Origin of the sequence: Mycobacterium sp. SMC-13, from assembly GCF_045311035.1 — a bacterium.
In the GTDB taxonomy this organism is placed as follows: domain Bacteria; phylum Actinomycetota; class Actinomycetes; order Mycobacteriales; family Mycobacteriaceae; genus Mycobacterium.
In genome coordinates this window covers 260271-284962 of record NZ_JBJIAI010000002.1, presented here as the reverse complement: position 1 = coordinate 284962, position 24692 = coordinate 260271, and the positions used below count along the sequence as shown (strand labels likewise).

The 24692-nt window shown below is 64.2% G+C and carries 27 protein-coding genes; 9 read left to right on the top strand and 18 right to left on the bottom strand.

What is annotated here, in order from left to right:
* Nucleotides 1-83 precede the first annotated feature (83 nt).
* Nucleotides 84-1505, bottom strand: coding sequence for an APC family permease (locus ACJH6I_RS04600; protein WP_346416844.1), 1422 nt, complete (start codon nt 1503-1505; stop codon nt 84-86).
* Nucleotides 1502-2608, bottom strand: coding sequence for a P1 family peptidase (locus ACJH6I_RS04595; protein ID WP_212806461.1), 1107 nt, complete (start codon nt 2606-2608; stop codon nt 1502-1504). The genes ACJH6I_RS04600 and ACJH6I_RS04595 overlap by 4 nt, the downstream gene beginning before the upstream one ends.
* 86 nt (nt 2609-2694) lie before the next feature.
* On the opposite strand from ACJH6I_RS04595, the gene ACJH6I_RS04590 reads away from it, so the two are divergent.
* Nucleotides 2695-3306 carry a TetR/AcrR family transcriptional regulator gene (locus ACJH6I_RS04590; protein WP_212806460.1) on the top strand — a complete coding sequence of 204 codons (612 nt, stop codon included), beginning with the start codon at nt 2695-2697 and terminating at the stop codon, nt 3304-3306.
* Nucleotides 3307-3558: 252 nt separating this feature from the next.
* Here the strand turns inward: ACJH6I_RS04590 and ACJH6I_RS04585 are convergent, their stop codons facing one another.
* The 3 genes from ACJH6I_RS04585 to ACJH6I_RS04575 all read right to left on the bottom strand — a co-directional run bounded on the left by ACJH6I_RS04585 (nt 3559) and on the right by ACJH6I_RS04575 (nt 5268).
* Complete coding sequence (locus ACJH6I_RS04585; RefSeq protein ID WP_406774189.1) at nt 3559-3819, bottom strand: hypothetical protein; 261 nt, start codon at nt 3817-3819, stop codon at nt 3559-3561.
* Between the two features lie 140 nt (nt 3820-3959).
* Nucleotides 3960-4295: an Imm51 family immunity protein gene (locus tag ACJH6I_RS04580; RefSeq protein ID WP_212806458.1), complete on the bottom strand. Its 336-nt coding sequence runs from the start codon at nt 4293-4295 to the stop codon at nt 3960-3962.
* A gap of 31 nt (nt 4296-4326) precedes the next feature.
* Nucleotides 4327-5268, bottom strand: coding sequence for a hypothetical protein (locus tag ACJH6I_RS04575; protein ID WP_212806457.1), 942 nt, complete (start codon nt 5266-5268; stop codon nt 4327-4329).
* 462 nt (nt 5269-5730) lie between these two features.
* Here ACJH6I_RS04575 and ACJH6I_RS04570 point away from each other — a divergent pair, with 462 nt between their 5' ends.
* The 4 genes from ACJH6I_RS04570 (at nt 5731) to ACJH6I_RS04555 (ending at nt 8125) form a co-directional block, all read left to right on the top strand.
* Nucleotides 5731-6309 (top strand): hypothetical protein, encoded by a 579-nt coding sequence (locus ACJH6I_RS04570; protein ID WP_212806456.1) that lies wholly within the window; start codon nt 5731-5733, stop codon nt 6307-6309.
* The gene (locus ACJH6I_RS04565; RefSeq protein WP_212806455.1) at nt 6302-6817 is read left to right on the top strand and encodes a hypothetical protein; all 516 of its coding nucleotides are present in this window, start codon (nt 6302-6304) and stop codon (nt 6815-6817) included. The genes ACJH6I_RS04570 and ACJH6I_RS04565 overlap by 8 nt, the downstream gene beginning before the upstream one ends.
* 255 nt (nt 6818-7072) lie before the next feature.
* Nucleotides 7073-7597: a hypothetical protein gene (locus ACJH6I_RS04560; protein ID WP_212806454.1), complete on the top strand. Its 525-nt coding sequence runs from the start codon at nt 7073-7075 to the stop codon at nt 7595-7597.
* A 39-nt stretch (nt 7598-7636) separates the two neighbouring features.
* Nucleotides 7637-8125 (top strand): hypothetical protein, encoded by a 489-nt coding sequence (locus ACJH6I_RS04555; protein WP_212806453.1) that lies wholly within the window; start codon nt 7637-7639, stop codon nt 8123-8125.
* 14 nt (nt 8126-8139) lie between these two features.
* Here ACJH6I_RS04555 and ACJH6I_RS04550 read toward each other — a convergent pair whose 3' ends face one another.
* Nucleotides 8140-8742: a PaaI family thioesterase gene (locus tag ACJH6I_RS04550; RefSeq protein ID WP_020102778.1), complete on the bottom strand. Its 603-nt coding sequence runs from the start codon at nt 8740-8742 to the stop codon at nt 8140-8142.
* Between the two features lie 204 nt (nt 8743-8946).
* Here ACJH6I_RS04550 and ACJH6I_RS04545 point away from each other — a divergent pair, with 204 nt between their 5' ends.
* Complete coding sequence (locus tag ACJH6I_RS04545) at nt 8947-9615, top strand: helix-turn-helix transcriptional regulator (protein WP_212806452.1); 669 nt, start codon at nt 8947-8949, stop codon at nt 9613-9615.
* A gap of 12 nt (nt 9616-9627) precedes the next feature.
* Here ACJH6I_RS04545 and ACJH6I_RS04540 read toward each other — a convergent pair whose 3' ends face one another.
* Complete coding sequence (locus ACJH6I_RS04540) at nt 9628-11355, bottom strand: 3-ketosteroid-delta-1-dehydrogenase (protein WP_212806451.1); 1728 nt, start codon at nt 11353-11355, stop codon at nt 9628-9630.
* A 142-nt stretch (nt 11356-11497) separates the two neighbouring features.
* Here ACJH6I_RS04540 and ACJH6I_RS04535 point away from each other — a divergent pair, with 142 nt between their 5' ends.
* Together ACJH6I_RS04535 and ACJH6I_RS04530 are read left to right on the top strand one after the other, a co-directional pair.
* Nucleotides 11498-12646, top strand: a complete 1149-nt coding sequence (locus ACJH6I_RS04535; protein WP_053855895.1) for a Rieske 2Fe-2S domain-containing protein — start codon at nt 11498-11500, stop codon at nt 12644-12646.
* Nucleotides 12646-12930, top strand: coding sequence for a hypothetical protein (locus ACJH6I_RS04530; RefSeq protein ID WP_053855896.1), 285 nt, complete (start codon nt 12646-12648; stop codon nt 12928-12930). Before ACJH6I_RS04535 ends, ACJH6I_RS04530 begins: the two co-directional genes overlap by 1 nt.
* A gap of 43 nt (nt 12931-12973) precedes the next feature.
* On the opposite strand, the gene ACJH6I_RS04525 is transcribed toward ACJH6I_RS04530, so the two are convergent.
* Nucleotides 12974-13906 carry a hypothetical protein gene (locus ACJH6I_RS04525; protein ID WP_212806449.1) on the bottom strand — a complete coding sequence of 311 codons (933 nt, stop codon included), beginning with the start codon at nt 13904-13906 and terminating at the stop codon, nt 12974-12976.
* 251 nt (nt 13907-14157) lie between these two features.
* Here ACJH6I_RS04525 and ACJH6I_RS04520 point away from each other — a divergent pair, with 251 nt between their 5' ends.
* Complete coding sequence (locus ACJH6I_RS04520; RefSeq protein ID WP_212806448.1) at nt 14158-14772, top strand: TetR/AcrR family transcriptional regulator; 615 nt, start codon at nt 14158-14160, stop codon at nt 14770-14772.
* Between the two features lie 113 nt (nt 14773-14885).
* On the opposite strand, the gene ACJH6I_RS04515 is transcribed toward ACJH6I_RS04520, so the two are convergent.
* The 10 genes from ACJH6I_RS04515 to ACJH6I_RS04470 form a co-directional block, all read right to left on the bottom strand.
* Entirely contained in the window at nt 14886-15668 is a 783-nt protein-coding gene (locus tag ACJH6I_RS04515) for an SDR family NAD(P)-dependent oxidoreductase (RefSeq protein WP_212806447.1), read from the bottom strand.
* 20 nt (nt 15669-15688) lie between these two features.
* Nucleotides 15689-16765, bottom strand: a complete 1077-nt coding sequence (locus tag ACJH6I_RS04510) for a hypothetical protein (protein WP_212806446.1) — start codon at nt 16763-16765, stop codon at nt 15689-15691.
* Complete coding sequence (locus ACJH6I_RS04505) at nt 16752-17789, bottom strand: alpha/beta hydrolase (protein ID WP_212806445.1); 1038 nt, start codon at nt 17787-17789, stop codon at nt 16752-16754. The genes ACJH6I_RS04510 and ACJH6I_RS04505 overlap by 14 nt, the downstream gene beginning before the upstream one ends.
* 1 nt (nt 17790) lies before the next feature.
* Entirely contained in the window at nt 17791-18594 is an 804-nt protein-coding gene (locus tag ACJH6I_RS04500; RefSeq protein ID WP_406783811.1) for an SDR family NAD(P)-dependent oxidoreductase, read from the bottom strand.
* Complete coding sequence (locus ACJH6I_RS04495) at nt 18591-19082, bottom strand: polyketide cyclase (protein ID WP_212806443.1); 492 nt, start codon at nt 19080-19082, stop codon at nt 18591-18593. The genes ACJH6I_RS04500 and ACJH6I_RS04495 overlap by 4 nt, the downstream gene beginning before the upstream one ends.
* Nucleotides 19083-19152: 70 nt before the next feature.
* On the bottom strand, nt 19153-20196 hold the full coding sequence (locus tag ACJH6I_RS04490) for an acyl-CoA dehydrogenase family protein (RefSeq protein ID WP_212806442.1): 1044 nt from the start codon (nt 20194-20196) through the stop codon (nt 19153-19155).
* Nucleotides 20197-20210: 14 nt separating this feature from the next.
* Nucleotides 20211-21368, bottom strand: a complete 1158-nt coding sequence (locus ACJH6I_RS04485) for an acyl-CoA dehydrogenase family protein (protein ID WP_212806441.1) — start codon at nt 21366-21368, stop codon at nt 20211-20213.
* Nucleotides 21365-22141: a crotonase/enoyl-CoA hydratase family protein gene (locus ACJH6I_RS04480; protein WP_212806440.1), complete on the bottom strand. Its 777-nt coding sequence runs from the start codon at nt 22139-22141 to the stop codon at nt 21365-21367. Before ACJH6I_RS04480 ends, ACJH6I_RS04485 begins: the two co-directional genes overlap by 4 nt.
* On the bottom strand, nt 22138-23562 hold the full coding sequence (locus ACJH6I_RS04475) for an aldehyde dehydrogenase family protein (protein WP_212806439.1): 1425 nt from the start codon (nt 23560-23562) through the stop codon (nt 22138-22140). Before ACJH6I_RS04475 ends, ACJH6I_RS04480 begins: the two co-directional genes overlap by 4 nt.
* Nucleotides 23563-23578: 16 nt before the next feature.
* Nucleotides 23579-24685 carry a zinc-binding dehydrogenase gene (locus tag ACJH6I_RS04470; RefSeq protein ID WP_212806438.1) on the bottom strand — a complete coding sequence of 369 codons (1107 nt, stop codon included), beginning with the start codon at nt 24683-24685 and terminating at the stop codon, nt 23579-23581.
* Between the last annotated feature and the right edge of the window lie 7 nt (nt 24686-24692).

The window sequence follows — 24692 nt, the reverse complement described above, 5'->3', positions numbered from 1 at the left end:
GCGGTGGCCGGGGTCCGGACCGTGCGCCGTCGGCGTGATCGGCTCGATCCGGGTGCCTTGGTGATGCCGAGCGGTGCTGCCGCCTAGTTGGTCGACAGCGCCCGCGACGGACGCCAGGCCGCAAATCCGACGACGAGCCCGAGGAACGGGATCGCGGCCAGAACCGTGCTGAGCGTCGCGCTGCCACCGGTGACGAGCGTGAAGTTCGACAGCACCAGCCACAGGCTGCCCAGCAGACCGAGCACGGCCAACGCCGGAGCGATGCGCGTCGTCCACAACCCGTCCATCCCCAGCTCTCGGTTACGCAGGAAGAACACCAGCACTGCCACCGAAGTGGTCAGCATCAGTAGGACCATGCCGACCGTTGCGACCCCGGCCATCGAGCCGAACACCCCGACCAGCGGATCGATGCCGAGGATCGCCAGTACGGCGACAATCATTGCGGCGGTGGCGGTTTGCACCAGCGAAGAGAACGACGGTGATTCGTGGTCGTCGTGCACCGTGGCCAGCCGAGCGGGCAGCAGGCCCTTGCCGGCCAACACGAACTGATAGCGCGCGATCACGTTGTGGAAGGACAGCACGCAGGCGAAAAGGCTGCTCAGCAGGAGGACGTTGACGATGTCGCGGCCCACGATGCCCAGCATGTCGCCAGTGGTGTCCAGCAGCATATTGCCCTCGCCGGCAAGGGTTTTCCGCGCCACAGTCGCGACCTGATCCGGACCGACGGCCACCACGAACGCCCACACCGTGATGGCGTAGAACGCGCCGATAATGATCACCGCGGCGTAGGTGGCGCGCGGGATGGTCTGCTCGGGATCACGGGCTTCATCGCGGAACACGGCGGTGGCCTCGAACCCGATGAACCCGGTGAGGGCGAACAGAATGGCGATGCCAATGGTGCCCTGAGTGAAGGTGGCGGGTGCGAAGGAGGTGAAGGTGACACCGGCCGGGCCGGGTTTGGCGACCATCACCGCGTCCAGCACGACGACGATGCCGATCTCAAGGGCCAACGCCACGCCCAGGACCTTGGCGCTCAGCTCGATGTGCCGGTAGCCGAGCACTGCGACGATTGCCGGCACGATGAATGAGTAGACGGGCCAAGGGATTACCGGGCCGTGGTAGTGGGCGACGGTGTCGGAGATCGCCCATCCGATGTAGCCGTAGATGCCGATCTGGATGGCGGTGTAGGCGATCAGTGCGACGACCGCGATGCCCTTGCCCATGCGCTCGCCCAGGCCGACGGTCACATAGGAGAAGAACGCCCCGGCCTCGGGAACGTGTGGCGTCATGGTCACGAAGCCGACGCTGAAGACCAGTAGCACCAGGGCGGCGATCACGAATCCCACCGGGGCGCCGGCGCCGTTGCCCAGGCCCATAGCCAACGGCATGTTGCCGCCGATCACGGTCAGCGGGGCGGCAGCCGCGACCACCATGAAGACGATGCCGACGGGGCCCAGGCGCCCGGAAAGCCGCCGCCCCTGCGTCTCGGCCGATGCAGTGGTCATGAAATCTCCTCGGGTGCAGGGGTATTGGGGTCCAACGCGTGGCGCAGCAGATCGTGGTCGATGGCGTGGGCAGTGAAACCGTTGTGTCCGGTCAGGGTGGTGGCGGCGACCATCGCGTTGACGATCGCCTCCTCAGTCGCCTCGATGGTGAGGTCGAACAGCCGGGTCATCAGTTGCGGTGCGACCATCCGCAGGGCCACTTCCGGGTGTGCGGTGGAGGCGTCCTCATCCCATGCATATGGTGGGATGCCGCGGTTACCTGTCGAGAATGCGAGCATCAGGTCACCGCTGTACTGCTCGCCGGTGCCGCCGAGACGGCCCACCGCCAGCGCCGAGCGCTGCGCCAGTCGGGTGCACTGATGGGGGAGTAGCGGGGCATCGGTGGCGATGATGACGATGATCGAGCCCGATCCCGGGGCGTACTGCTTGGGCAGGTCCGGCAGCGGCACCTGGCTGGGTCCGATGAGTTCGCCGACCGGCACGCCGTTGATCCGGAGTCGTTCCCGCCGGCCGTGATTGGCCTGGACGAGTACGCCGACGGTGTACTGCCCGACGGCTGTCTCGGTGCGGCGCGATGCGGTACCGATGCCACCTTTGAAGCCGTGACAGATCATCCCGGTGCCGCCGCCCACGTTGCCCTCGGCGGGCGGTGCCGTGGACGCCGCCTCGAGCGCTTGGCGGGCGTGCTCGGGACGGACGTGAAAGCCGTTGATGTCGTTGAGGAGTCCATCGTATGTTTCGCCCACGACTGGCAGTGACCAGTAGAGGCCGGCGCCGCGGGCGCGGACCTGGGCGGCCACCAGTTCGTCGCGCACGACGCCGACGCTGTGGGTGTTGGTCAGTCCGATCGCGCTCGTGAGCTCGCCGGATTCGCGGATCCACTCCAGCCCGGTGAGTTCGCCGCTGCCGTTGAGGCGGTGTGAACCGGCGAACACCGGCTCGGTCCAGATGCCGTCATGCGGAACGACGACCGTGACGCCGGTGTTGACGCCGCCGTCCTGCAGCGTGGTGTGCCCGACCCGCACGCCCTCGACGTCGGTGATGGCGTTGGCCGGGCCAGTGGGGTGCTCCCCGATGACCACGCCGAGATCTCTGGCACGCATTGCTTCTCCCGAGTTTTTTTCCAGATTGGAAAAGAACTATGCGCCCGCGTGCCACGTCTCGCAAGAGAACGGGCAAGATTGGTGCCATGGCCCGGCCCAACAAGCAGGAGGAGCGGCGTCGCGAGATCATGGACGCCGCGATCGCACTGATCGAGCGACACGACTTGGCCACCCTCAAGCTGGCCGACGTCGCCGAGGAACTGGGGCTCACCACCAACGCGGTGCGGTACTACTTCAAGGACATGACGCAGTTGCTCTCCGAGCTGGCGCTGCGTTCCGACGTGCGGTTCTACGATGCGCGGCTTGAGTTGCAGCGGTCATCGGCCGACGCCCGCGAGCAGCTGGTGATGACGATGGCTGCCGGCCTGCCCACCGGGCCCGAGGACGCCGAGTGGCGTGCGATCTGGCGGGCCGTGCTGTCGGCCGGCTTCGAGCTTGACCAGCGCAGCGACGTGCAGGGCATTTATCACCGGCAGGTCGGCCTGTACGCCGATCTGCTGTCGGGCGGCCAGGAGAGCGGCGTGTTCCGGTTGCTGCACCCGGCGCGCGATATCGCCATGACCTTGATGTCGATGGAGGACTACTTCGGCTACCGGATCGCCGCACGCGATCCGGACCTGAGCCGGCCGACGGCGCTGCGGCTGATGCGCCAGTATGCGGAGCTTGTGGTCGGAGTGCCGCTTCCTGAGATCGACTGAGCTGCAGGCGGATTACTGATTGGCGAACTGCTCATCCGGCCGGCTCCTTCGTTACCACGACGGGTTCAAGGCAACCGATTCGCCGGGATTCCATCCGCTTAGTTTCAACCGCTTAGGGAGGCCAGGGGTGGTCAGGATCATCGTCTTCGGCAGGCAGTGCGAATGCCGTTCGCCGGTAATGGTTTTCCAGGCTGCGCCATTCGCTCGTGCTGTGCGTTTTGCCGATCTATCAACAGTCACTCCTGTCCACGGCTAGGAGTCAAGGAGCCCGCAGGTGTAGACGATCGCGACGGAGGAAGGGTCGAGCAGGTCCTGCCCAAGCAGCCCGGTGAATCCGTCGTCAATAACACGCTGGGCCAGCGCGGCGCGGGTGGCGTACCAGCATGTGGGGCACAGCCGGCCCAGCACAGCCTCAGTGGGGCCGTCGCCGTTGACGAGGGTGTCACGGTCTGCGGCCACAGTCACCGAGTTGGCAACCAGAACAGCCAATTTCGCGCAGAGCAGTTCGCGCATTGCCGCCGCTGTCCGGGAGAGATCAGCAACGGCGGGTGGGCCGAGATCGTTTCATTCGCCGCGCGCGATGCGCGCCAGACAGTTCTGGCCGCCGCTGAGGGTGGCGCTGCGGCCTAGGGGTAGGGCGATCCATCCGGTTGCTAGTCATCGAATTCGTACCCTGCTGCCGTGGCGGTGGTGATGAGCGCGGCGATGGCATCGGAGTCGGTCACCGCGGGACGCATCAGGTCGGCCAGTGCCAGCAGCTGGTCACGGTCACCGTAGGCGGCGAATGTTCCTGCCTCTGGGTCGAATTCGAACGCATCTGACAGATCTGGGCGGTGGCTGCTGATCAGGTATTCGGCCACTCCAGTCCAGAAGTCGCCGTTGGGTGTATGGCCGTGCTCTTCCACGGCCGCGTCGACGGTCAGATCGCCCGTGCTCAGCAGCAGCGCGACGGATGCAGGGTCTTCGTCGTCGAGGAAGAATGGGTTCACCTGTGAAACCTCTGATTCTCGTTGTGTGGGTTTACGGTTCGCCGCTGATGCGGGCGGCGAGTTCGCGCTTGAACGCTCTCTGGTAGTACGGGTTCACGTCGTCGCGGTCCAGCTGGAGCATCTGGTTGACCTGGTAGCCGAGCTTGTCGGTGCGCAGATCCGCATCGATCACCTCCAAAGTGGGGTGCCCCGCCAACACGGTGAAATCGTCGGGTTGCAGGGCGTCGCTTTGTACCCGCAGGTACCGCAGGGCAGGGGCGTGTGCGATCGGGGTGAGGTCATCGAGGCCTTTGAGTTTGGCGACTTCCACGACCATCAGATCATTGAGTGCGCCCAGATCGGGCAGTGCCCCAACGGGCAGGCTTTCCAGCCACAGGGTCACCAGGGACGTGCAGCCCCCGATCGGGGTCAAGTCGGTGACCTTCGTGCGATACATGTCCAGCGAGATGAGATGCGGCAGCCGGGTCAGGGCAGACAGGTCGTTGAGCCGCCCCATGGTGAAGTACACCAATCTTAACTGTGTTGACCCGGTGAGGAATTCAAGGTCGTCGCGCTTGGCGCTGGTCAAGCTCGCTGAGCGCAGACCAGGAATCTGGCCGAGGACATCAAGCTCCCGTGAGTGATCAGTGATCGACACACTCCGAAGCGCAGGTAGTTCGGTCAGCACCTCCAGCGATACCCGCCGCTTCGTCGGTCCCAGGTCCAGCGATTCCAACTGTCGTAGATGTCGCAAGCCCTCCACCGACTGGAGCGACATGCACTCCACCGTCAGATCGGTGAGCCATCCGAACTCGGCGAGAAAATCCAGGTCACGCAAGCCTTCGCCGAAGATATTGACGAATAACCCCAGATGCGGGTGCCGGGACATGTACTGCGCCAACAGCTGCCAGTCAGCGGCCGACGAGGCGTCGCCGGTATCTCGGATGATGATCCTGCGGAAATCCGGACGTTCGGGCAACTGATCCGTGGTCACCGGGCTCCACACAGTATGGGCAACCGGCGGCCGCGCCTTCGGGACTGCCGGACGTTGATCGGTACTCATCTCATTTCCCCGTCGTCGTGAGTTTCCCCGGTCGGCGATGCTACCGCCGACCGGGGAACGATCGCCGCTCTCGTTTGCCCTACGGATGGTTATGGTGCGACTTGCTCTTACGCCGTTTCGGCTTCTGTCTGCCCTTCGAGCTGCCTTCCTTATGGCCGGATGCCGACGAGCCGCTCGGGGAGCCCCGGTGGGATTCGTTGGCTTCGCGCGTTGTGAGCTAGATCACCGTTCGGTTCTGCCTCTGATTCCCGACTACACCTTGCACAGGCTCGTCATCGGCGACGGGTCCAACGGGTCGGTCTGCTGGACAGGGGATGTGGTCATGGGTGGTCTCTCACCGATGAAGGTGGTACCCGCACTGCGGGTGTTGTCCCCATCCGGGAACTGATGTCGATGACCGAACTATCACCCGGCCGACCCGGCGGGCCGGATACTCACCAGGACTGGGCGCCCTACTCCGACTTGGCGCAAGCGGCGGAGGCATATCTGCGCGATCCCGCGATCGCGTTGGAGGCGCTGTACCGGGTAATGGACCCGGCCGCGATCAAGGCATTCGTCATGGAACGCACACTCGAAGAAAAGGATTCGCGCGAATCGTTGTACCAAGAGGTCGCGGTGACCGACGGTCGGACGTTACTGCTGTGGATGGGTGACGACGAACTCACCGACGACGACGATCCTGAGCCCGGCGAACCCTTGCTGACGTCCACGCTGCGCTCGATTCCGTTGTCTGCGTTGACCGACCGCAATCTCAAGGTCGGGTATCGCGTCGATCACCGCGGTGGACGGTCACTGCACAGTGTCGAACTGCGGCTCGTGACCACGACGGCCGATTACACGCTGGCCAAGACCCCAGCGAGAACCGAGGCGTTCAGCGAGGAACTGGTGTTCAGCAAGTCTGTCACCGACGGCGGGCGAGCACAGATGGAACGGTTGATTCAATTCGGAAGGGTGCTGGCCGCGCATGGCTGACTGGGCATCACACAGGCATCTTCAGCAGGCGGTCATGCTCGGCATTCGCAATCCCGAAGCAGCGCTGAACAATCTGCGCCCTTTCCTCGACTTCGACGGCGCCTACTCATTCGTGCTCACGGAGCGCCCGACGTGGCAGGAGGTTGCGATCACTGACGGCCGGCGGCTGATCCTGTGGCACGGCTCGGACACTGAATGCGCCGGTCACGATGATCGATTGCCGCACCCGATGTTCCAGTCCTCGGTGCGGACCGTTCTGCTGTCGCGGCTCAGTGATCAGGCTTTGCACACCGATTACGACGTGCTACCTGACGGTTCTCACGAGCTGGTGTCGGTGCGCCTCCGCCTGTATACGCCGATAGTCAACAGCACAACCCGAACCACTCCTGAGGACAGCCAGCACTACGTCGAGTGCTACCTCTTCGACAAGAACGCAGACGATGGTCAGGAAGAAATGGGACGACTTCTCGAATTTGCGGCCGCACTGTCGATTTCGACCAGTGTGTAACGGACCGCCGGGCGCGACGGGGACCGACGCTGCCGATATCACCCGAGGAGCACAGGGGGTCAATGTGTTTCGTGACGTACCGAGGATTATCCGATGTTTCGCATCAGTGCCGGCACTGTTCTGGACCGCGATCACGGCTGCCGCCCGCAAGCCGGGAGAGCCGGCTGACCGGAGAAATCCAAATGATCCGGGACAGTACTTCGCGGACGATCCGTGGGTGGATTGAAACAGTTTTTGGCCACGGAAAGAGGAGACATGGCGGCACGAACGGCAACGAACAAGCTGCTGTGCGACATGATGATCGCACCCGACCGCGGCATCGTGGTAATTGAAGATGCTGGGGCGCAAGGGATTACTGGCATCTACATCCAGTCCGGCATCGACCCTGAACCTGCGCCGGTGCAACAGGCACTGCGGGTACAGACCATGAGCGCCGACGAGTGCGACGCCGTCGGACGGCAGCTTCGGGTTCGCGTGCTCTCCGGCTCGGACACTGGCGGATTGGGCGTCCGGGCCTTTGATGGCCACCTCAACATCGCCAGCGGACTGCTGGCCATCGGTGATCGCAGTAACCCCGACCGTCAATTGCTCGTCGGCCCATCGGGTGTGATCGGCGTCAGCGTGTTCGTGGGTAACGACATCGACGCCTCTTGTTGCAACGCTTCCGGTATCGGTTACCCACCATCAGGTCCCAGCGAGGTCACCTTGTTGCTGCACGGAGATTCCTGGCACACCTACACAGTGCGCAACACGGTTGACCGTTGGCAATTGCGATGTTAGATCGCCCCCGAAGCTCCGGGCAGTGTGCTATTCAAAGTCATGCTGCCGAAAATCTGTGCATTGCCCGCATCGGTACTGCTGGTGACGGCTCCGCTGGCGCACGCTGATCGTGCGGAACCGGTCCCGCTGTACGGGAGCTACGACACGTTTCTCGATCATTCGCGGCAGACGTTCAACGGCCGTCCCGACACCTCGGACCCGTCGACCCAGGCGGCCCTGTTCCGGACCGTGTGCGACGCCGGTGGTTGTATTGCGCACTGGCTGAGAATGACTGAGCTCAAAGAGAATCCGAACGCACCGGTGCTGTTCGACTACCGCTGGACGGGCGACCGCTGGGAGTCATCGGGAGACTATCCGTTCCACTGCGGCCCGAATGGTGCTGCGGTGACGGCATTCCGGTCCGATTTCCTGAAACCCGACGGCGACGGCAGTTTCTCCGGGGAGCGGACGTTCACCGTGGCCGCACCGGGCTGTCCGGGTGACGGGGCCGGGACCTACTGGCTGCCGTTCACGTTGACGCCGACGTAGCTGACCGTGCCGTCTCACGTGGTGGACCTACGGGGATGGATGAAAACCCCTTCTGCACGCACCGTCACGCCGTCAGACGTAGCGATATGGCCCACGGCAAAGGTTTTCACACCCTCGATGCGGTCGATATGGGCTGCGATCCGGACAGGTCCCAGCGCGGTGCCCTTCTCGTAGCGGATCGTCAGCGTTCCCGTGACTGCGGGTTGGCCGGGTTTGTGTGCTGTCGCACCCAAGACATGGTCGAGCAGCAAAGCGCAGATACCCCCATGAACCTGGCCACTGGGTCCTTCGTACGCCGCACCCAATGTGGTTTCGGCCCAAGCCGTTCCGTCATCGTCGTGATGAACGTCGAGCGGGGGAGCGAGCGCGTTACGCAATCCGATGACCGCGTTGCCCCAAGCGATGGACGACCCGCTGACCTCCTGTTGGACACCGAATGAGCCCGGCATCAGCGCACGGCCGAGTTCGTCTGTGGCAGCGTCGATTTTGGCGCGGACTGATTCGATGGTCGCGGCGTCACATTCGCTGCGAATCGTGAAGTCGACGAGTCGACGGACCGAGTCTGTGAGGGACGCGTAGAGCGCTTCGGGGACCTGAGGTGCGTTCGTCTCCCTCATGCGGGGTCCGCTCGCCGGTTCCCTCCGCGCACCGTGTGCCGCGAAGGCTGCGTGCACCCCTTGGTTCCTGAGTCCCATGTCGCTCCTTGTCTACTGATGACCTGGCAATCACTGTCGGTCGGCGTGGCGTCGTCGAGCAAGGCAAAATCCCGGTTGGCGGTCGAGGTGCGACGTCTTCAGAGGCCCGATTGTTAACCTGAGAGTGTGGGAGAACCCGAGACGTCAGACATACCTTCGCTGCCCGCGATCAACTGGGCCTTGCTGGGGATGCTGTCGTACGAGCGCGAGCTGTCGGGCTATGACATCCGCAAGTGGATCCACTGGAGCATGCGCTTCTTTTTCGGAAGTCCCGCCTACAGCCAGATTTACGCAGAGCTGAAGAAGCTGGAAAAGCTCGGGCTGCTGAGTTCGCGCGTGGAGGGAAAGGGCGCTCGTTACCGGCGACTCTACAAAATTACCGACAAGGGATTGGATGCGGTTTCTCGGTGGGCCAAGGAAGCACCGATAGAGCTGCCTACGCTGAAGCATCCAGCGATTCTGCGGGTGATGTTGGGCCATTTGAGCGCTCCGGCCGCGCTCAAGAAACTCTTGCACGAACACGTTGCTCAAATCGACCAGTTGCAGCGTGAAGCCGCCAGGGAAGCCAAGTGGTCCGGCGCTGATCCCACGTGGGGTTACGCCAAACTGGCCTTGACCTGGGCCGACCGGTATTATACGTCTGAACGGGAGCTTGCCCTGAACCTCATCAAGGATTTGGACGAGGCGGAGGCAACCCTGCCGAACACGAGCAAGGGCGGCGCCATCGCCTGGCCCGATCTCTCCTTCTGGTACGAGGTCGAACGTAGGGCGGCTGCCGAAGACGCCGCCGACTGACGTCGGGGCGTCTCACCGAGCCTGTGCGGCCAGTCTGTTCTGCGCAGCGTGCTGAGCGGCAATGTGGCCGAAAACCAGACCTTGTGCGATGGTGGCGCCGGCACCCGGATACGTGCGGCCGAAGGCGTTGGCGGCGGTGTTCCCGATCGCGTACAGACCGTCGATGACCGTGCCGTCCTCCCGCAGTACGCGCGCATGACCGTCGGCGAGCAGACCACCACAGGTACCGAGATCGCTGAGCACCATTTTCACGGCATAGAACGGACCACTCAGCAGCGGACGCAGATTGGGGTTCGGCGTGATCGTCGGATCGCCGTAGTAGCGGTCGTAGGCGCTCCGGCCGCGCCCGAAATCCGGGTCCTCACCCGCGAACGCGTTCTCGTTGAACCGGTCCACTGTCGCACGGAAGGTACCCGCCGGAACGTTGATCTGTGTGGCGAGATCGGTGAGATTGTCTGCCCGAAAAGCGATTCCGGCGTCATACCAGCGCCGGGGTATCGGCATCCGGGGAAACAGCTCCGCCGCGAATACGTAGCTGTTGCGGTACTGCTGATCGAAAACGATCCACATCGACTCAACCGGGGTGGCGGCAGCTTCAAGTTCCAGTATCCGCTGACCGAAGCTCATGTAGTCCGCCGATTCATTGGCGAAACGGCGGCCCGTCTGATCGACGATGAATGATCCGGGCAGCGAGCGTTCGGCCAGCATGACCGCAGGGGCCGCGCCGGGCAGCGGTGCCACTGCGGGGAACCACCACGATTGATCCATTGAGGCGATACCGGCGCCGACCTCCTGGCCTATCCGGATGGCGTCGCCTGTGTTGGATCGTGCTCCCAAGCTGAGATTGCGTCCGAGGGATTCGGACTGGAACTTCCACCGCATGTCCATGTCGTGGTCGAATCCGCCCGCGGCGAGCACCACGCCGTGCCGGGCGGTGATCGTGAATACGGAATCCGCATGGATGACGGTCGCGGCGGTCACCCGACCATCGTCATCGGTGACGAGGCCGGTCAGCGAGGTGTCCAGCCAGATGGGAATGCCGGCGCGAATCGCGCCGGCGAACAGGCCGGCGGCCAAGGCCTGCCCGCCGGCGGCGTAGCGGCGACCCAGTGCGAGTCCGCCGAGTCCCTGCGCGAGGCGCTTGACGACCGTGGGTAACCCCTTGCGCGGCATCCGGCTCATCAGGTTCAACCAGCGGTAGTCGGCGCCCGTCGTCGGCATTGGAATGCTGACCTCCATTACTCCGGGACGCAGGTCAGCCAGGTACTCACCGAGAATCGAGGTGTTCAACGGGCGGCATTCGCAGGTGCGGCCGGCGGCTGAACCGCCGGGTGCCTCGGGGTGGTAGTCGGAGTAGTCCTTCGCCCAGAACAGCTTCATCGGAGTGGTCCGGCGCAGCATGTCGACCGTCGCCGGCAGGTTGCGCAGATAAGCGGTCGAACGGTCCTGCGGAGCTGAATCACCAACGACCGCATCGAGATAGGTGCTCGCCCGCTGTGCGGTATCGACGCCGCCGCACTCTTCGATGACGGGGCTCGCGGGCAGCCACAGGGCGCCGCCGGAACGGGCCGTTGAACCACCTACGTAGGAGGACTTTTCGATCACGAGTACCGACAAGCCCTGTTCACGTGCGGCCAGTGCGGCGCCCAGGCCGGTGCCGGACCCGACGACGAGAAGGTCGACTTCGGTATCAGCGATGGTCAGACCAGCGGGGATCGTGGTGTGCGTCGAGGCGGTCACGGTCAATGACATTAAAACCGCAGAGACACATTTCTCGCCGGGAAATTCCTGTCAGCGGGAACGCCGATCTCCCGGCAAGCGGCGCGCACAGTTCAATGATGTTGTCAGGATGGCGATTTCAGATTGAAGGACGGACCGAACAATGACAGCCGAATCCGAAACCGACGACATCCGGTTGATCGAAGCTGGCTCGGTGCCGACCAGGTTTGCCAGAGGCTGGCACTGCCTGGGTCTCATCCGTGATTTCGCTGACGGAAAACCGCACCAGATCAACGCTTTCGGGCAGAAGCTGGTGGTGTTCAGCGGCGAGGACGGCGCCATCAGTGTCCTGGACGGATACTGCCGGCACATGGGTGGCGACCTGTCCCAGGGCACGGTCAAGGGAAACGAGATCGCGTGCCCCTTCCACGATTGGCGCTGGGGTGGGGACGGCCGATGCAAGCTGGTTCCGTATGCCAAGCGCACACCGCGGCTGGCCCGCACCGCGGCTTGGCCCACATTGCAGCAAGACGGCATGCTGTTCGTGTGGAATGACCCCGAGCACAATGAGCCACCACAGGATGTGACCATCCCTCGCATCGAAGGCGCCACCAGCGATGGTTGGACCGACTGGCACTGGTACACCACGGTGGTGCACACCAACTGCCGCGAGATCATCGACAACGTGGTCGACATGGCGCACTTCTTCTACATCCATGGCTCGCTGCCCACCCACTTCAAGAACATCTTCGAAGGTCACGTCGCGACCCAATACATGAAAAGCGCGGGACGGCCTGATCTTGGCGATCCCGAGGAGGGCGTGACGATTCTGGGGACGACATCCCTGGCCGCCTACCACGGACCGTCATTCATGATCGATGAGCTGACCTACCACTACGAGGGTTTCGATCAGCACACTGTGTTGATCAACTGCCACTATCCGATCGACGAGAACTCCTTCGCGCTGCAATACGGCATCGTCGTGGAGAAGAACCCGTCCATGCCCGACGAGCTCGCCGTCGAAACAGCCATCGCACTGGGTGATTTCGTCAAGATGGGTTTCGAGCAGGACGTGGAGATCTGGCGTAACAAGACTCGCATCGACAATCCGCTTCTCGTCGAAGAAGACGGGCCGGTGTACCAGTTGCGCCGTTGGTACGAGCAGTTCTATGTCGACGTCGCCGATGTCACGCGGGACATGGTTGACCGGTTCGAATTCGAGCTGGACACGACGCGGCCCCGGGAAGCGTGGATGAAAGAGGTCGAGGCGAATCTTGCTGCCCGGGCCGCGGCGTCCAGTCCTATCGGGTGATGGCGGCACCGCACGACAACCGGCTCGACGACATGTCGATGGTGCCGGTGGATTGCCTGCGGTGCGGAGCTGCCGTACTGGTCCGCAAGAGCAGCTGGAGTCAGACCAGCGTGCAGTGGACCGGTACCGCTCTCGGTCGTTGTGAAGAGCGCTGCACCGTACAACAATTGGCGGCGTATGGAGATCGCAGCCTGTTCCTGGCGTGCTCGGCGCTCAGCGGAGCGATCGATGATGCCGTACGCGCGGGGACGCTTCCGGTCGTCGACGGCAGCTTCTCAGACTGATGAAATGGGCTGCGCCGTCAGTCACGGCGCAGCCCCACGGTTTCTAGCTGGACACCGTCACGTCCATGAGAGGGAGCCGCTCCATCGCGGTGGCCCGTGGATCCGGCGCAGCCGCCGCGGCCGCGTGGTTCTCTTCACCACGGGTGTAGGTCCACACGCAGAACGGCTCACCTTGGGCGAATTTGAAGTCCTTGGGTGGCAGGTTGATGGCCAGTTTGCAGCCAGGAAAGAACGGTGCCGAAATGCGTTGCTCGAAAGTGCAATTCATCCAGGCGCGCGCTGGCGGGTACAGGCCCTCGTCGGTGTACTTCTGCAGCACCTCGCAACGGCGCATGTTCAACACGACGTGGTCCGGGTTGTAGACGATGTATTCGCCCCCGTAGCCCAGGGTGCCGTCGATGCTCAACACCGCCAGTTTCAGGAAGTCCACCACATGCACCGGCTCGATCTTGAGGACCTTCGCCAGTTTCGGGTACTGGTAGTCGATGATGAGCTGGTACATGTCGGGCAGCCCCAGCCATACCTCCTCTTCGGGAATGATCTTCGTCCATTGGTCGATGAGGTAGTTGTGCCCCTTGAGGTACTGGTCCCAGTAGGTCTTGATCAGGCGGATCAGAGCCGGCTTCGTGAGATCCTCGGTCTGTACGTCGAACGGAATCGCTTGGTATTGCGCGTCTTTCCAGTCCCAACCGGGCGGAGCGATGAAGCGTCCCATGGGCATGACCTGACGCATGCCGGCCCGGGAGACCTGGGCGGTCACATCCATCGCGGCATTGATGCCGACCTTCTCCGAATAGATCTTCACGTGCGCATACGGCATGAAGTTCAGAACATCCTCGAACACGCGTGCCAGGCCGACCAGGAAGTCGCGGGAGAAGTCCTGGATGTTGCCGACCTTGCCCATGAAGTCGTGGGTGTAGTCGTCGTAATTCAATTCCATGGTCTCCGTGGTGATTTCTACAGATTCGGGGGTCATGTTTCCTCCTCGGTGGGCTGTGCTGCGTGAGCATCAATAGGCGCGGGACGGTTAGCGACCACTGTTACGCGGCGGGCATCCCGCTGTCAGATTCAGCATGCATGTCAGAATCTGACAGGTTCAACGGTAGTGTTCGGGAGACGTACGTCACTACCGGATTCCCTGTCATCGGGATACGGATTGCCGTGCCGGCGCCGCATTGCAAGGGAGACGAAATACTATGAGCCGCAACGCCGAAACCAGGAGGATGCATGCGGGCTGAGGGTAGGACGGCGACGCTGACGGAGCGCCGTGCCGAGGAGCTCCGACTGGATATCGCCATTGCCGCGCGTGACATCTTCCTCGCGGAGGGATCGACGTCGGCGACGGTCGAGCGCATCTGCCAGGCCGTCGGTATCGCGCCGCGGACTTTTCATCGGCATTTTCCGGTCAAAGAAGACGTCGTCATGCCGCTGTTCCGTCAGTTCGGCAGGCTCAGCGTCGAGGTATTGTCGGCCGCTCCGCCAGACGGTGATGTCGTGGACATCCTCGTGGACGCATTCAGTACCGAGGTGCCCAAACGTGGACAGGTGGAGTTCGACCGCACGTTCATGGCACTGGTGGTCGGTGCACCCCAGTATCGGCTGCGTTGGTTGGACTGGGGTCAAGAACTTGTCGGGCCGATCACCGAGTTTCTCGACACCCGGATCGGCCTGGACGATGATCCGATGACGCGGGAGTTACCGGCGCAGTTGATCATTCAGGCGTGCCGGCATGCCTATGTGCAGTGGGTCGAGCACGGTGACTTCGACCGCCTGCGATCGGTGCTGCGGACCGGGATGGGGATGGTTGTCGGGGCCTTGCCGGGCGCCGAACCGGGAAACTGATGGGTGCCTCGTCCGGTAGGGCCCCGCGGCACGCCGGTCCTGCGCAGCTTCCCGTGCGGAACCGGCGTGCTTTCTTGACATCGAGGCATCGTGCCCGAGGGAAAGTCGGGGGACTACGCGTGCGCGCCGCCGTCGACCCGGATTTCGGTGCCGGTGATGAATGCGCCGTCGTCGGAGGCCACCATGGCGATCACCGCGGCGACAGCACTCGGATCGCCGAGGATCGGGTTGTCCCGGCCGTGCAGTAGCGGCGTCTGCTTGGCCCACAATCCCAAGTCGTAGCCTTCGGGCATCTTCTCGAGTGTGGTGTTGGCCAACGCGGTAGAGACACCGCCTGGCTGGACGTTCACCGCACGCAGGCCCTGTTTCGAGTACTCCAGTGCCAGTGAGTGGGTGAAGCTCAGGACCGCGCCCTTGCTGGCGGCGTAGGCCGCCATGTAGGGGTGGGCGAAAGTCGCCGCGGTGGAGGTGAAGTTCACCACCACGCCACGGCCCGACTCCAGCAGGGCCGGGAGTGCCTGACGTGTCATGAGGAAGGTACCGGTGAGATTGACTGCGAGCGTCCGGTTCCAGTCCGCCAACGTGGTCTCGTGGGTATGCGAACAGGTCTGTATCGCCGCGACGTTGACGAGTACGTCGAGGCCACCCAACTCAGCCACCGCACCGTCGACGGCGGCGATGACTGCATTCTCGTCCGAGATGTCGAGTGTCGCGGTGGTCAGGCGCTTGGCGGTGCCGGCGTTTTCCGCAGCGTCGGCAGTGGTCGCCAGTCCGTCGGCGGCGATGTCGTAGGCCACCACGGTGGCGCCCTCATCGAGCAGCCGTGCGGTGGTGGCCGCGCCGATGCCGGACCCGGCCCCCGTCACGATGACGCGACGGTCGGTGAAACGATCCATTTTCCAGTGCCTTTCGCGGTCTATGCGAGTTGGAACGCGCTGACAGGCGCGTCTTCCGGGTACGTCGTCGGGGCACCCAAGTCGTAGGCCGCGTTGAGTGCGCCGATGAACGCGGCGTCGTGGAGGGGCTCGCTGGGGACGTCGAGTTTGATGCCCTTGCCTTTGAGGTCATCGACCATCATGCCGATGGCGCGTTCGATCGTGATGTCGTCGGAGCCATCCATGTTCTTCTTCAGTTCGTCGTAGTCCGAGAACACTTCGGCGGACCAGTGCACCAGGAACCTCAGCTCGTCGGTGTGGTGACTCCCGATGACATCGTCACCGTTCTTCAGCAACCATTGATCCCGGTCGGCCGGGTCGCCGGTGAACACGGTGTCGAAGGACAGGCCGGCGGGAACCTGCTGTGCCAGAGGCCCGTTGGCCTCGCCGCGATGCATCATCATCTCGTTCTGCACGACCACACCCCGGTTGTTGATCGGCGGCAGTACCCGTCCGGGCGCCTTGAGCGGTCCGTCGGGCCAGTACGTGAATCCTGATTGTTCATCGAGGGAGAACCAGGTGATGACCTGGGCCATCTTGATCAGGTAATCGGTGAACAGCCCTGATTTGCCCATCACGCTGCACAGCCAGGTGGGTGCGTTCTCGTAGCGCACACCACGGAAGCTCGGGGAGTCCAGATGACCGGGATCGCGGTTGGCGCATGGGCCATTGATGTTGAACAGCATTATCTGTGGCTTCGCGTACTGCGCGTTCCAGTAGCTCTTGGCGTGCTCGAGGAAGGCGCTGTGGTAGAAGCAGTCGTGCAGCTCGGGGTACAGGACGGCACCGTAATTGGCGAGATAGCCGCGGAACGTCGGAGTGAGAAACAGATCCAGGGACGGGGTGAACCCCTCTGGGAACGAACCGCTCATGGTCGCCATCAGCTCGTCCGCGGAGGCGAAGTGCTGCGCGATGATCAGCTTCCACGGGCCCTGGTCGTGCACAATGTCGAGCAGTCGCCGCCGCTGGTCGGGGGTGTAGACATCGGTGATCTCGCGCGGTGGCGCGGCGGGACGGAGGACGTCGGACAGCTCGCGTCGCCGCTCATCGGTCAGCATGGTGTTCTCCTTCGGTGGTGAGTGTGTCGACTGTCGACGTTGGGGCAGAAGCGCTTTGCATGAGGGATCCGTTGGTGGATCGGCCGGTGGCACCGGGATGGGCGAACTTTGCGCGCACCAGCGCACCGACTTCGGCCATGGCCAGCCGGCCGCGGGCGGTCGCGTCTGATCGCATCAAGAACCCGTGGTACATCCCGGGATAACGCGTGAGAGTGGTCTGTACTCCCGCCTCCCGTAACCGATTGGCGTAGCGCTCACCCCAGTCCCGGATGGGGTCGCACTCGCCGGTGACCACGATCGCCTGGGGCAGGCCGCTCAGATCGGTTGCGTAGGCCGGCACCTGATAGTGCGAATGCGGCCAATCGCCACTACGGTCGACCAGTTCGTGCATGTAGACGATGTCGTCGTGGCGCAGCATCGGTGCGTCGGGCATCGCGGTGATCGATGGTGCGCCCATGTCGCGATCCAGGCCGGGGTAGAGCAGGACCTGCAGGGTTATCTGCGGCCCGGCGTGGTCACGCGCCGCCAAAGCCACTGCGGCAGCCAGTGATCCACCGGCACTGTCGCCGACCACCCCCAGCCGTCCGGCGTCGATGTCGAGTTCGGACGCATTGGCGGCGATCCATTCCGTCGCTGCGTAGGCGTCGTCGAACTGCGCGGGTGGTGGTGACTCCGGTGCCAGGCGGTACTCGACGGCTGCGACGGCGACTCCGGTGGCGTGGGCCAGTTCTCTCGCCAACGGTTCGAACGAGTGGTTGGAGCCCATGACGAGCCCGCCGCCGTGGAAGTAGACCAGGACTGGGAGGCGTTCATCCGTGCTGGGCCGGTACAGGCGGACCGCCAGCGGGCCGGCAGGCCCCGGGGCCGTGAGGTTCTGTGTGCTGGCCATGGTCGGCATGTCAGGGAGCGGCGCGGATTCGATACCGGCGCGGACGGCCGGCAGGCCGCGGGTCCGCATCGGTGCGATGTCTCCGAAAGATGCGACCCGGACGGCGGCATCGTGATCGAGTTGTGGTGTAGGCATCTCAGTTGTGGGTGGGGTCGAACCGGCGATGCTCGCGCAGTTGTGGCGCCTGCTGGCTGGTCAGTACGCGGGCACGTTCGGACATCGCCGCACCGACATAGTCCGGTTGGGTGATGAGATAGAAGCGTCCTTCGGCGGCTTGATCGAAGACCACCTGTGCGGCGGCGAGGGGGTCCATTGCGGCTGCTTTGATATCGAGCATGGCCGCGCGCTGCCCCTCGGCGGCATCGGTGTTCCCGGTGTCGACTCCGCCCGCGGATTCGAAGATGTTGGAGACGACGGCTCCCGGCAGGACGGCCTGGACGTGAATGTGACGAGCATGGCCTGCGGACTGCACCTCGAGATTCAGGCATTCGGTCAGCGCCAGCACGGCATGCTTGCTCATGATGTAGGGCGCCTGCAGGGGAACCACGGCGACCCCGCCGATCGAAGACAGATTCCACACCCACGCGGGCGCATCGGTGGACATCATTCGTGGCAGAAACGCGCGAATGCCATGGAATACGCCGTTGATGTTGACGTCGACGATCCGCTGCCAGTTGGCCAATGGGGTATCCCACAGGTAGCCGAACTGTTCGACTCCCGCGTTGTTGACCAGCAGTCGCACGGCACCGAATTCGTCGAATACCCTGTCCGCCAGCCGCTGTACCGCCGCGGCATCACGAACGTCGCAGACGGCGTCGACTGCGTTTCCTCCGGCCACGCGGATTTCGTCACGCAGAGCCGCAATGGCGCCGGCGCCGATGCCGGCGCCGGCGCCGGTGATGACGGCCACGCCACCACCGAAGATCGCGTCAGCGGTCACGCGGGTTGCCCGTTGGCGGCCGCGGCCTTCGCGGCGTGCTCGGCGAGCGGGATCGAGTTCTCGGCGTCCAGCACCACCGTCATCGAGGTGAACACCAACGCATCACCCGCGCGCCGAATGCCGACGTCGACCACGCCGCTCGACACCCCGAACGGGACGTTGTTGGTGATCTGGTTGACGTACAGATAGAACCGCACCGTCGTGACCTCACCCTCGGTTCCGGTCCGGAAGACGTTGGTCGCGTGGTGGCGGCACGGGTACGGGTTCTCGTTGCGGTGCTCGGTGAGCCAGGCGAGAGTCTCTGCGCCGCCGTGCAATTCGGCCGCCAGCAGATGCTCGAATGGGCAGTTTCCGGAATCCGAACGGCTCAGATACTCCATCTCGTCGCCGATCCGAGCCGCCACTTCGGCGAAGTTTCCCTGGTCGTAGTGAAACCAGAACTCGGCGATGAATTCTTGGGCCTCAGGCAAGCTGATCGAGTTGCTCATACCGGTCAGTCAACTCGCCGGAGTTGCTCGTCACAGCGCCCGTGACCGGTCACCGGAATAATCCCGAAAGCTACCCGGTGCCAGTGATCAACGCCCACACGCCGGTGCGGCCTGCTTCAGCCGCCGCGGCGGCGACCTTCCGGTCCCAGAAGTGCACAGAACCGTTCTCCGAGCGCCACGCCAGGGCTGCGCGGGTCCATTCGTGCAGGCGGTGTTCGCGTGTCGTCCCGATCGCACCGTGCACCTGGTGGGCATGACGTGTCACGGCCGACGCCGCATGCCCAGCGCAGGACCGTGCGACTGCGATCTGGAAGTCGAGATGGTCTGTCAGCCATCCTGTTTCGAGTGCGGTGTGCAGTGCCGCTTCGGTAGCCGAGCGCGCAACCGCCGCCTCGGCGGCGGCATCTGCGATCAGGTTCTGGATCGCCTGGAACTTGGCGAGGGGACGGCCGAACTGGATGCGCGACATCACGTGCTCAACCGAGGCCGCGATCGCGCAATCCAGTGCGGCACAAACCTGAATGGCTCTCACCAACGCGGCCTTGCGCTCGAGTTCGGTGACCAACTCGGGCGCTACCGCCTGTCCGGGCCACCCGGCCGCATCGACTCTCACGGTGTCGCGCGGTTCGCCGATCAGGTTGCGTCCCGGGGCGATCGTGATTTCCGTGGTGTCGACATCGGCGACACGATAGCCGTCGCCGGTCCGCCACACGGTGACGATCCGGTCGGCGGAGCCGGCCCAGGGCGTCGGCGCCCGAGGTGCATCGGGTTGCGGCACCACGTGGATCGTGCGGAGCGCGTCGTCGACTTCGTGGCCGACGGCCTCCAGCAGCCAGCACGCCAAGAGATCATGCTCGGCCAACGGCAGCCGTACCCCGTGCCGCACTGCGGCGGTGAGTAATTCAGCCGATTCGCGCCAGCTCGCGCCGCTACCGCCGGATTGTTCCGAACCGGTCAGCCGCACCAGCCCGAGCTCATCGAGCCGTTGCCACAATGTGCGGTCAAAGTCGACTCGTGCCTCGGCCGGCCCAGGATCGTGGGACAGCCGGTGGTCGGCGAAGACGGCGTCCATCATGTCGACCAGATCGCGATCGACTGTCGGCGCGCTTGTCATCGATCCGATTGCGTTCATCGCAACCCCAATCCCCGCGCGATGACGCCGCGCAGTACCTCGTTGGTTCCGCCGCGCAGGGTGAATCCGGGGCGCTGGTCGACCGCGTGGAACACCAGATCGGCCCACGACGAGTCGACCCTGCTCTCATCACCGGTGCGCAGATCGGCGTAGTCGGCGATATCGCCCTCGACGGTGGTGCCGAGGACCTTGACCACGGCTGCGGAGACATCGGCGGCCTCGCCGCGTTGCAGGGCATCTGCCACAGCCATCGATGTGTGATGCAGCCCGGCGATACGTGCCACCAATCGGCCCATCTCGACGTCGCACGAAACATCTTGTGGAGCAGCCTGTTCGAGTGCAAAGCCCAGGAGTGGAAACGTCGAGAGGAACCGTTCCGGGCCACTTCTCTCGAAGCTCAACTCGGAGGTCACCTGGCTCCAACCCTGCCCGATTTCTCCGAAGACCCGGGAGTCGGGCACGAACACCTCATCGAGAATCACCTCATTGAAGTGGTGCCCACCGTTCATGGAGATGATGGGCCGAACGTCTACGCCCTCGGTGGCGAAGTCGACGATGAACTGGCTGAGCCCCGCGTGCCGATGTGCCGAGTCCGCCGGTGCGGTGCGGGCCAAGACGATGAACGCGTGGGCCCGGTGCGCCCCCGAGGTCCATACCTTGGTCCCGGTGATCGCCCAGCCCCCGTCGGCACGGACTGCTCGCGTGCGCACGCTCGCGAGATCCGATCCTGAGTCGGGCTCGCTCATTCCGATGCCGAAGAAGCACTCACCGCGGACGATGCGGGGCAGGTACTCGTGCTTCTGTTCTTCGGTGCCGTACTTGAGAAGCGACGGCACGATCTGGCGGTCGGCGATCCAATGGGCGGCCACCGGCGCCCCGGCGGCCAGTAGTTCCTCGGTGACGACGAAGCGGTCGTGAAACGAACGGCCGTGCCCGCCATAGTGTTCGGGGACCGTCATACCCAACCAGCCTTGTCGTGCCAGCGAACGGGTGAAGGTCTCGTCCCAGCCGCACAACCAGGCGTCGACCGACGGCGTGAAGGCGCCCACAGCCAGTTGTTCGGCGAGGAACGTCCGGACCTGGCCGCGCAACGCGTCAGCAGCTGGGTTCGAGCTGCTCGCCGGCGGCACCAGACGTCTCAGGGTCGGCGTCATGAGGTCTTCCACTTCGCGATGCGCTCGTGGTGCGCTGTGTCATGGTGGGCCAGCGGTTGCATGGCTGCGGCCATGCTGAGGGTCGATTCCAGTGTGCCGGTGATGGATTCCTGAAGCAGTCGTTTGGCCATCCGCAGCGCGTGCGGGGGATTGGCGGCGATGCGCTCGGCCAGGGTGTGCGCTTCCGCAAGCAGATCCTCATGGGCCACAACGCGGCTCACCAAACCCCAGTCGAGCGCCGTTGCGGCATCGATGCGGTCACCGGTGAAGGTGAGCTCGGCGGCGCGGGAGTATCCGATGGCCCGCGGCAGAAACCAGGATCCGCCGTCGCCGGGAATCAAGCCGAGCTGCACGAAGCTCTCCGCGAATGACGCGCGCTCCGAGGCGATGCGGATGTCACACATCATCGCCAGATCGCAGCCGGCGCCGATCGCGGCGCCGTTGACCGCGGCGATGATGGGGACTTCGAGCCGGCTCATCGCACGTGGGATGCGTTGGATGCCATCGATGTACGCACGACGCTGGTCGATGGGGGCGAGGCCGAACATGCCGCGGCGGTCGGCCATCTCCTTGACATTGCCGCCGGCCGAAAAGATCTTCCCGCGACCCGTGAGGATGATCGCCCGAACTGCGTTGTCGCGGTTGGCTGCATCGATGTTGGCCTCGATCGCCGCGATCACATCCGGGGAAGATATGGCGTTGCCTGCCTCTGGGAGATCGATCGTCCAGAGCTGGATCGAGCCGCTGGTGCTGACATCGACGGGTGCCTTCACGGCCGTGCCCTGAGTTGAAGGGACTTCGTCTGCAGATACTCCTCGAAGCCGAATCGCCCGAGCTCCCGGCCGATTCCCGATTTCTTGTAGCCGCCGAACGGCGCGGTGGGGTTGTAAGGACCGCCGTTGATGTCCAGCTGTCCGGTCTGAATCTGACGTGCGAACGCGATCGCGGTGTCGTCGTCGGCGGCCCACACCGCCCCCGACAGGCCGTAGGGTGTGCCGTTGGCGATGCGCAGGGCATCGTCGTCGTCGGTATAGGGGATGACGGCAAGTACGGGTCCGAACACTTCTTCCTGTCCGAGTTCAGATTCCGGGTCGACATCGGCGAATACCGTTGGTGCCAGGAAGAACCCGATGTCACGGATCCGCTCGGAGCCCCCGGTGAGCAGACGCGCGCCATCACGCTGCGCGCGGTCGATGAATCCGCGCACCGTGTCGAACTGGGATTGTGAGGCGGACGGGCCGATCCGGGTGGCCGGGTCCCAGGGATCGCCGACGGTGTAGCGGCCCACCGCCGATTCGATCAGTTCTAGTGCCTCACGGTAGCGCCTCTGCGGCACAAGCATTCTCGTCCACGCCATGCAGGTCTGGCCGCCGTTGAGGAACGCGTTGCCGACGCCGACTTTGACCGCGGTGGCCAGGTCGGCGCCATCGAGGATGACGTTTGCCGATTTTCCGCCGAGCTCGAGGGCCACCTTCTTGACTGACTGGCCCGCCAGCTCGCCGACACGGGATCCCACCCCGGTGGACCCGGTGAAGGACACGAAGTCGACGTCTGGGTGACTGGCGAGGCGCTCACCGATCACCCGTCCAGGGCCGGAAACGATGTTGACCACCCCGGGCGGCAGTCCCGCTTCCTCGCAGGCTTCGATGAACGCGAACACCGACAGCGGTGCCTCGTTGCTCGGTTTGAGCACGACGGTGCAGCCCGCGGCGATGGCCGGAAGCACCTTGGCGACCACCTGGTACAGCGGATAGTTCCACGGGGTGATGGCGCCGACAACCCCGTAGGGCTCGCGCAGCACCAGCGAATTGCCCACGCGCTCTTCGAAATCGAACGTGTCCAAGACGTCGGCAAAGCCGTTGGCGACGGCGAGCGGTACCTGCGTTTGCACCGTCTGCGCGATTCGTACCGGGGCGCCCATCTCGGCGGTGATGAGGTTGGCGATGTCCGGCAGGCGCTTCTCCATCGCATCGATCACCCGGCGCAGCCGCTGCCGCCGCTCTGGGACGGTGATCGCCGGATCGAAGGCGCGGCGTGCTGCGGCGACCGCCGCGTCGACATCGGCTTCGTCGCCGGCCGGGACATGGCCGATCACCACTTCGGTGGCCGGGTCGACGACGTCGATGACACCGCTGCCCGACGGGGCCACCCAGCGGCCGTCGATGAAAAGCTCGGAACGTTGGTGAGTGTGCATATTCGTCCTTTGCGAACTACGGGGTGATGCTGGCACGGATGTCGCGCTTGCCGTCCGCCGCGGCGAAGGCGTCATTGATGTCGTCGAGCGAGTACGTCGTTGCGGCGAGCCGGTCGAAGGGCAGTTCATGTTGGTGACGGTCCAGGAAGGTCAGGGCGCGAGACAGCACTGCCGGGTCGTACAGCGAAACGCCGACCATGGTCTTGTTGCTGAAGACGAATCGCGAGGGGTCGAAGGCGAACGTCTGGCCGGCGTTGATGTTGCCGATCTCGACGTAGCGGCCGAACTGTCCCAGCATCTGCAGGCCCTCTTCGATCGCCGAGGGGTGCCCGACGACTTCGACGACGACGTCGGCACCGTGTCCGTCGGTCAGCGCACGAACGGCTTTGGCTCGGTCCCTGGGCGTCGCGACCTGGTTCAGATCCAGCACGGTGTCGGCACCGAAGGCGGCCGCCAACTCCAGCCGTTCGGCGATGCCGTCGATCGCGATCACGTTCGCGGCGCCGCGCGCTTTGGCGACCGCGATCGCATAGAGGCCCAGAGCTCCGGCCCCTTGCACGACAACGTGTTCACCGAGTTGCAGGTCGACGCGTTCGAACCCGTACATCACCTGGGACAGAGCACAATTGGCGCCTGCCGCGATGTCGTCAGCGACGCTGTCCGGAACCGTGTAGACGACGGCGCCGGCCGGCAGCAGGTAGTAATCGCCGTAGCCGCCGACGAAATATGGTGGCTCGTCGGCCCGGCCCAGCATGGCCATCTTCAGCTTCAGGCAGCCGTTTCGTCGCCCGGCAAGGCAATTGCGGCAGCTGTGGCAGCTGTAGAAGTAGGGGAACACCACTCGGGTGCCGGTCTGCAACGGCTTGCCGTTCGAGTCGGTCGAAACACCGTCACCCAGCGCCTCGACAGCCCCAACCATTTCGTGCCCGAGCACCGTTGGCAGTTGCCCACCGAGACCTCGGGTTGCGAACGTGCCGTGCCAGGCGTGTACGTCCGACCCGCAGATGTTGGCGCGGGTCACGCGGACCAGGATTTCACCCGGTCCGACCTCTGGCAGCGTGACGGTCTCGATCTGAAATGGCTTGCCGGGCTCATCGAATCGCGCGATGCGGCCTTTGTACATATGTTGT

Excerpts from the sequence above, each read along its gene's own strand:
- ACJH6I_RS04515 (WP_212806447.1), bottom strand. The coding sequence starts at position 15,668 with ATGGATCGTTTCACCGACCGTCGCGTCATCGTGACGGGGGCCGGGTCC.
- ACJH6I_RS04495 (WP_212806443.1), bottom strand. The coding sequence starts at position 19,082 with ATGAGCAACTCGATCAGCTTGCCTGAGGCCCAAGAATTCATCGCCGAG.
- ACJH6I_RS04530 (WP_053855896.1), top strand. The coding sequence starts at position 12,646 with ATGGCGGCACCGCACGACAACCGGCTCGACGACATGTCGATGGTGCCG.
- ACJH6I_RS04475 (WP_212806439.1), bottom strand. The coding sequence starts at position 23,562 with ATGCACACTCACCAACGTTCCGAGCTTTTCATCGACGGCCGCTGGGTG.
- ACJH6I_RS04595 (WP_212806461.1), bottom strand. The coding sequence starts at position 2,608 with ATGCGTGCCAGAGATCTCGGCGTGGTCATCGGGGAGCACCCCACTGGC.
- ACJH6I_RS04590 (WP_212806460.1), top strand. The coding sequence starts at position 2,695 with ATGGCCCGGCCCAACAAGCAGGAGGAGCGGCGTCGCGAGATCATGGAC.
- ACJH6I_RS04485 (WP_212806441.1), bottom strand. The coding sequence starts at position 21,368 with ATGACGCCGACCCTGAGACGTCTGGTGCCGCCGGCGAGCAGCTCGAAC.
- ACJH6I_RS04550 (WP_020102778.1), bottom strand. The coding sequence starts at position 8,742 with ATGAGGGAGACGAACGCACCTCAGGTCCCCGAAGCGCTCTACGCGTCC.
- ACJH6I_RS04505 (WP_212806445.1), bottom strand. The coding sequence starts at position 17,789 with ATGCCTACACCACAACTCGATCACGATGCCGCCGTCCGGGTCGCATCT.
- ACJH6I_RS04520 (WP_212806448.1), top strand. The coding sequence starts at position 14,158 with ATGCGGGCTGAGGGTAGGACGGCGACGCTGACGGAGCGCCGTGCCGAG.
- ACJH6I_RS04585 (WP_406774189.1), bottom strand. The coding sequence starts at position 3,819 with ATGCGCGAACTGCTCTGCGCGAAATTGGCTGTTCTGGTTGCCAACTCG.
- ACJH6I_RS04525 (WP_212806449.1), bottom strand. The coding sequence starts at position 13,906 with ATGACCCCCGAATCTGTAGAAATCACCACGGAGACCATGGAATTGAAT.
- ACJH6I_RS04555 (WP_212806453.1), top strand. The coding sequence starts at position 7,637 with ATGCTGCCGAAAATCTGTGCATTGCCCGCATCGGTACTGCTGGTGACG.
- ACJH6I_RS04560 (WP_212806454.1), top strand. The coding sequence starts at position 7,073 with ATGGCGGCACGAACGGCAACGAACAAGCTGCTGTGCGACATGATGATC.
- ACJH6I_RS04510 (WP_212806446.1), bottom strand. The coding sequence starts at position 16,765 with ATGCTGACCGATGAGCGGCGACGCGAGCTGTCCGACGTCCTCCGTCCC.
- ACJH6I_RS04565 (WP_212806455.1), top strand. The coding sequence starts at position 6,302 with ATGGCTGACTGGGCATCACACAGGCATCTTCAGCAGGCGGTCATGCTC.
- ACJH6I_RS04490 (WP_212806442.1), bottom strand. The coding sequence starts at position 20,196 with ATGACAAGCGCGCCGACAGTCGATCGCGATCTGGTCGACATGATGGAC.
- ACJH6I_RS04535 (WP_053855895.1), top strand. The coding sequence starts at position 11,498 with ATGACAGCCGAATCCGAAACCGACGACATCCGGTTGATCGAAGCTGGC.
- ACJH6I_RS04470 (WP_212806438.1), bottom strand. The coding sequence starts at position 24,685 with ATGTACAAAGGCCGCATCGCGCGATTCGATGAGCCCGGCAAGCCATTT.
- ACJH6I_RS04570 (WP_212806456.1), top strand. The coding sequence starts at position 5,731 with ATGACCGAACTATCACCCGGCCGACCCGGCGGGCCGGATACTCACCAG.
- ACJH6I_RS04600 (WP_346416844.1), bottom strand. The coding sequence starts at position 1,505 with ATGACCACTGCATCGGCCGAGACGCAGGGGCGGCGGCTTTCCGGGCGC.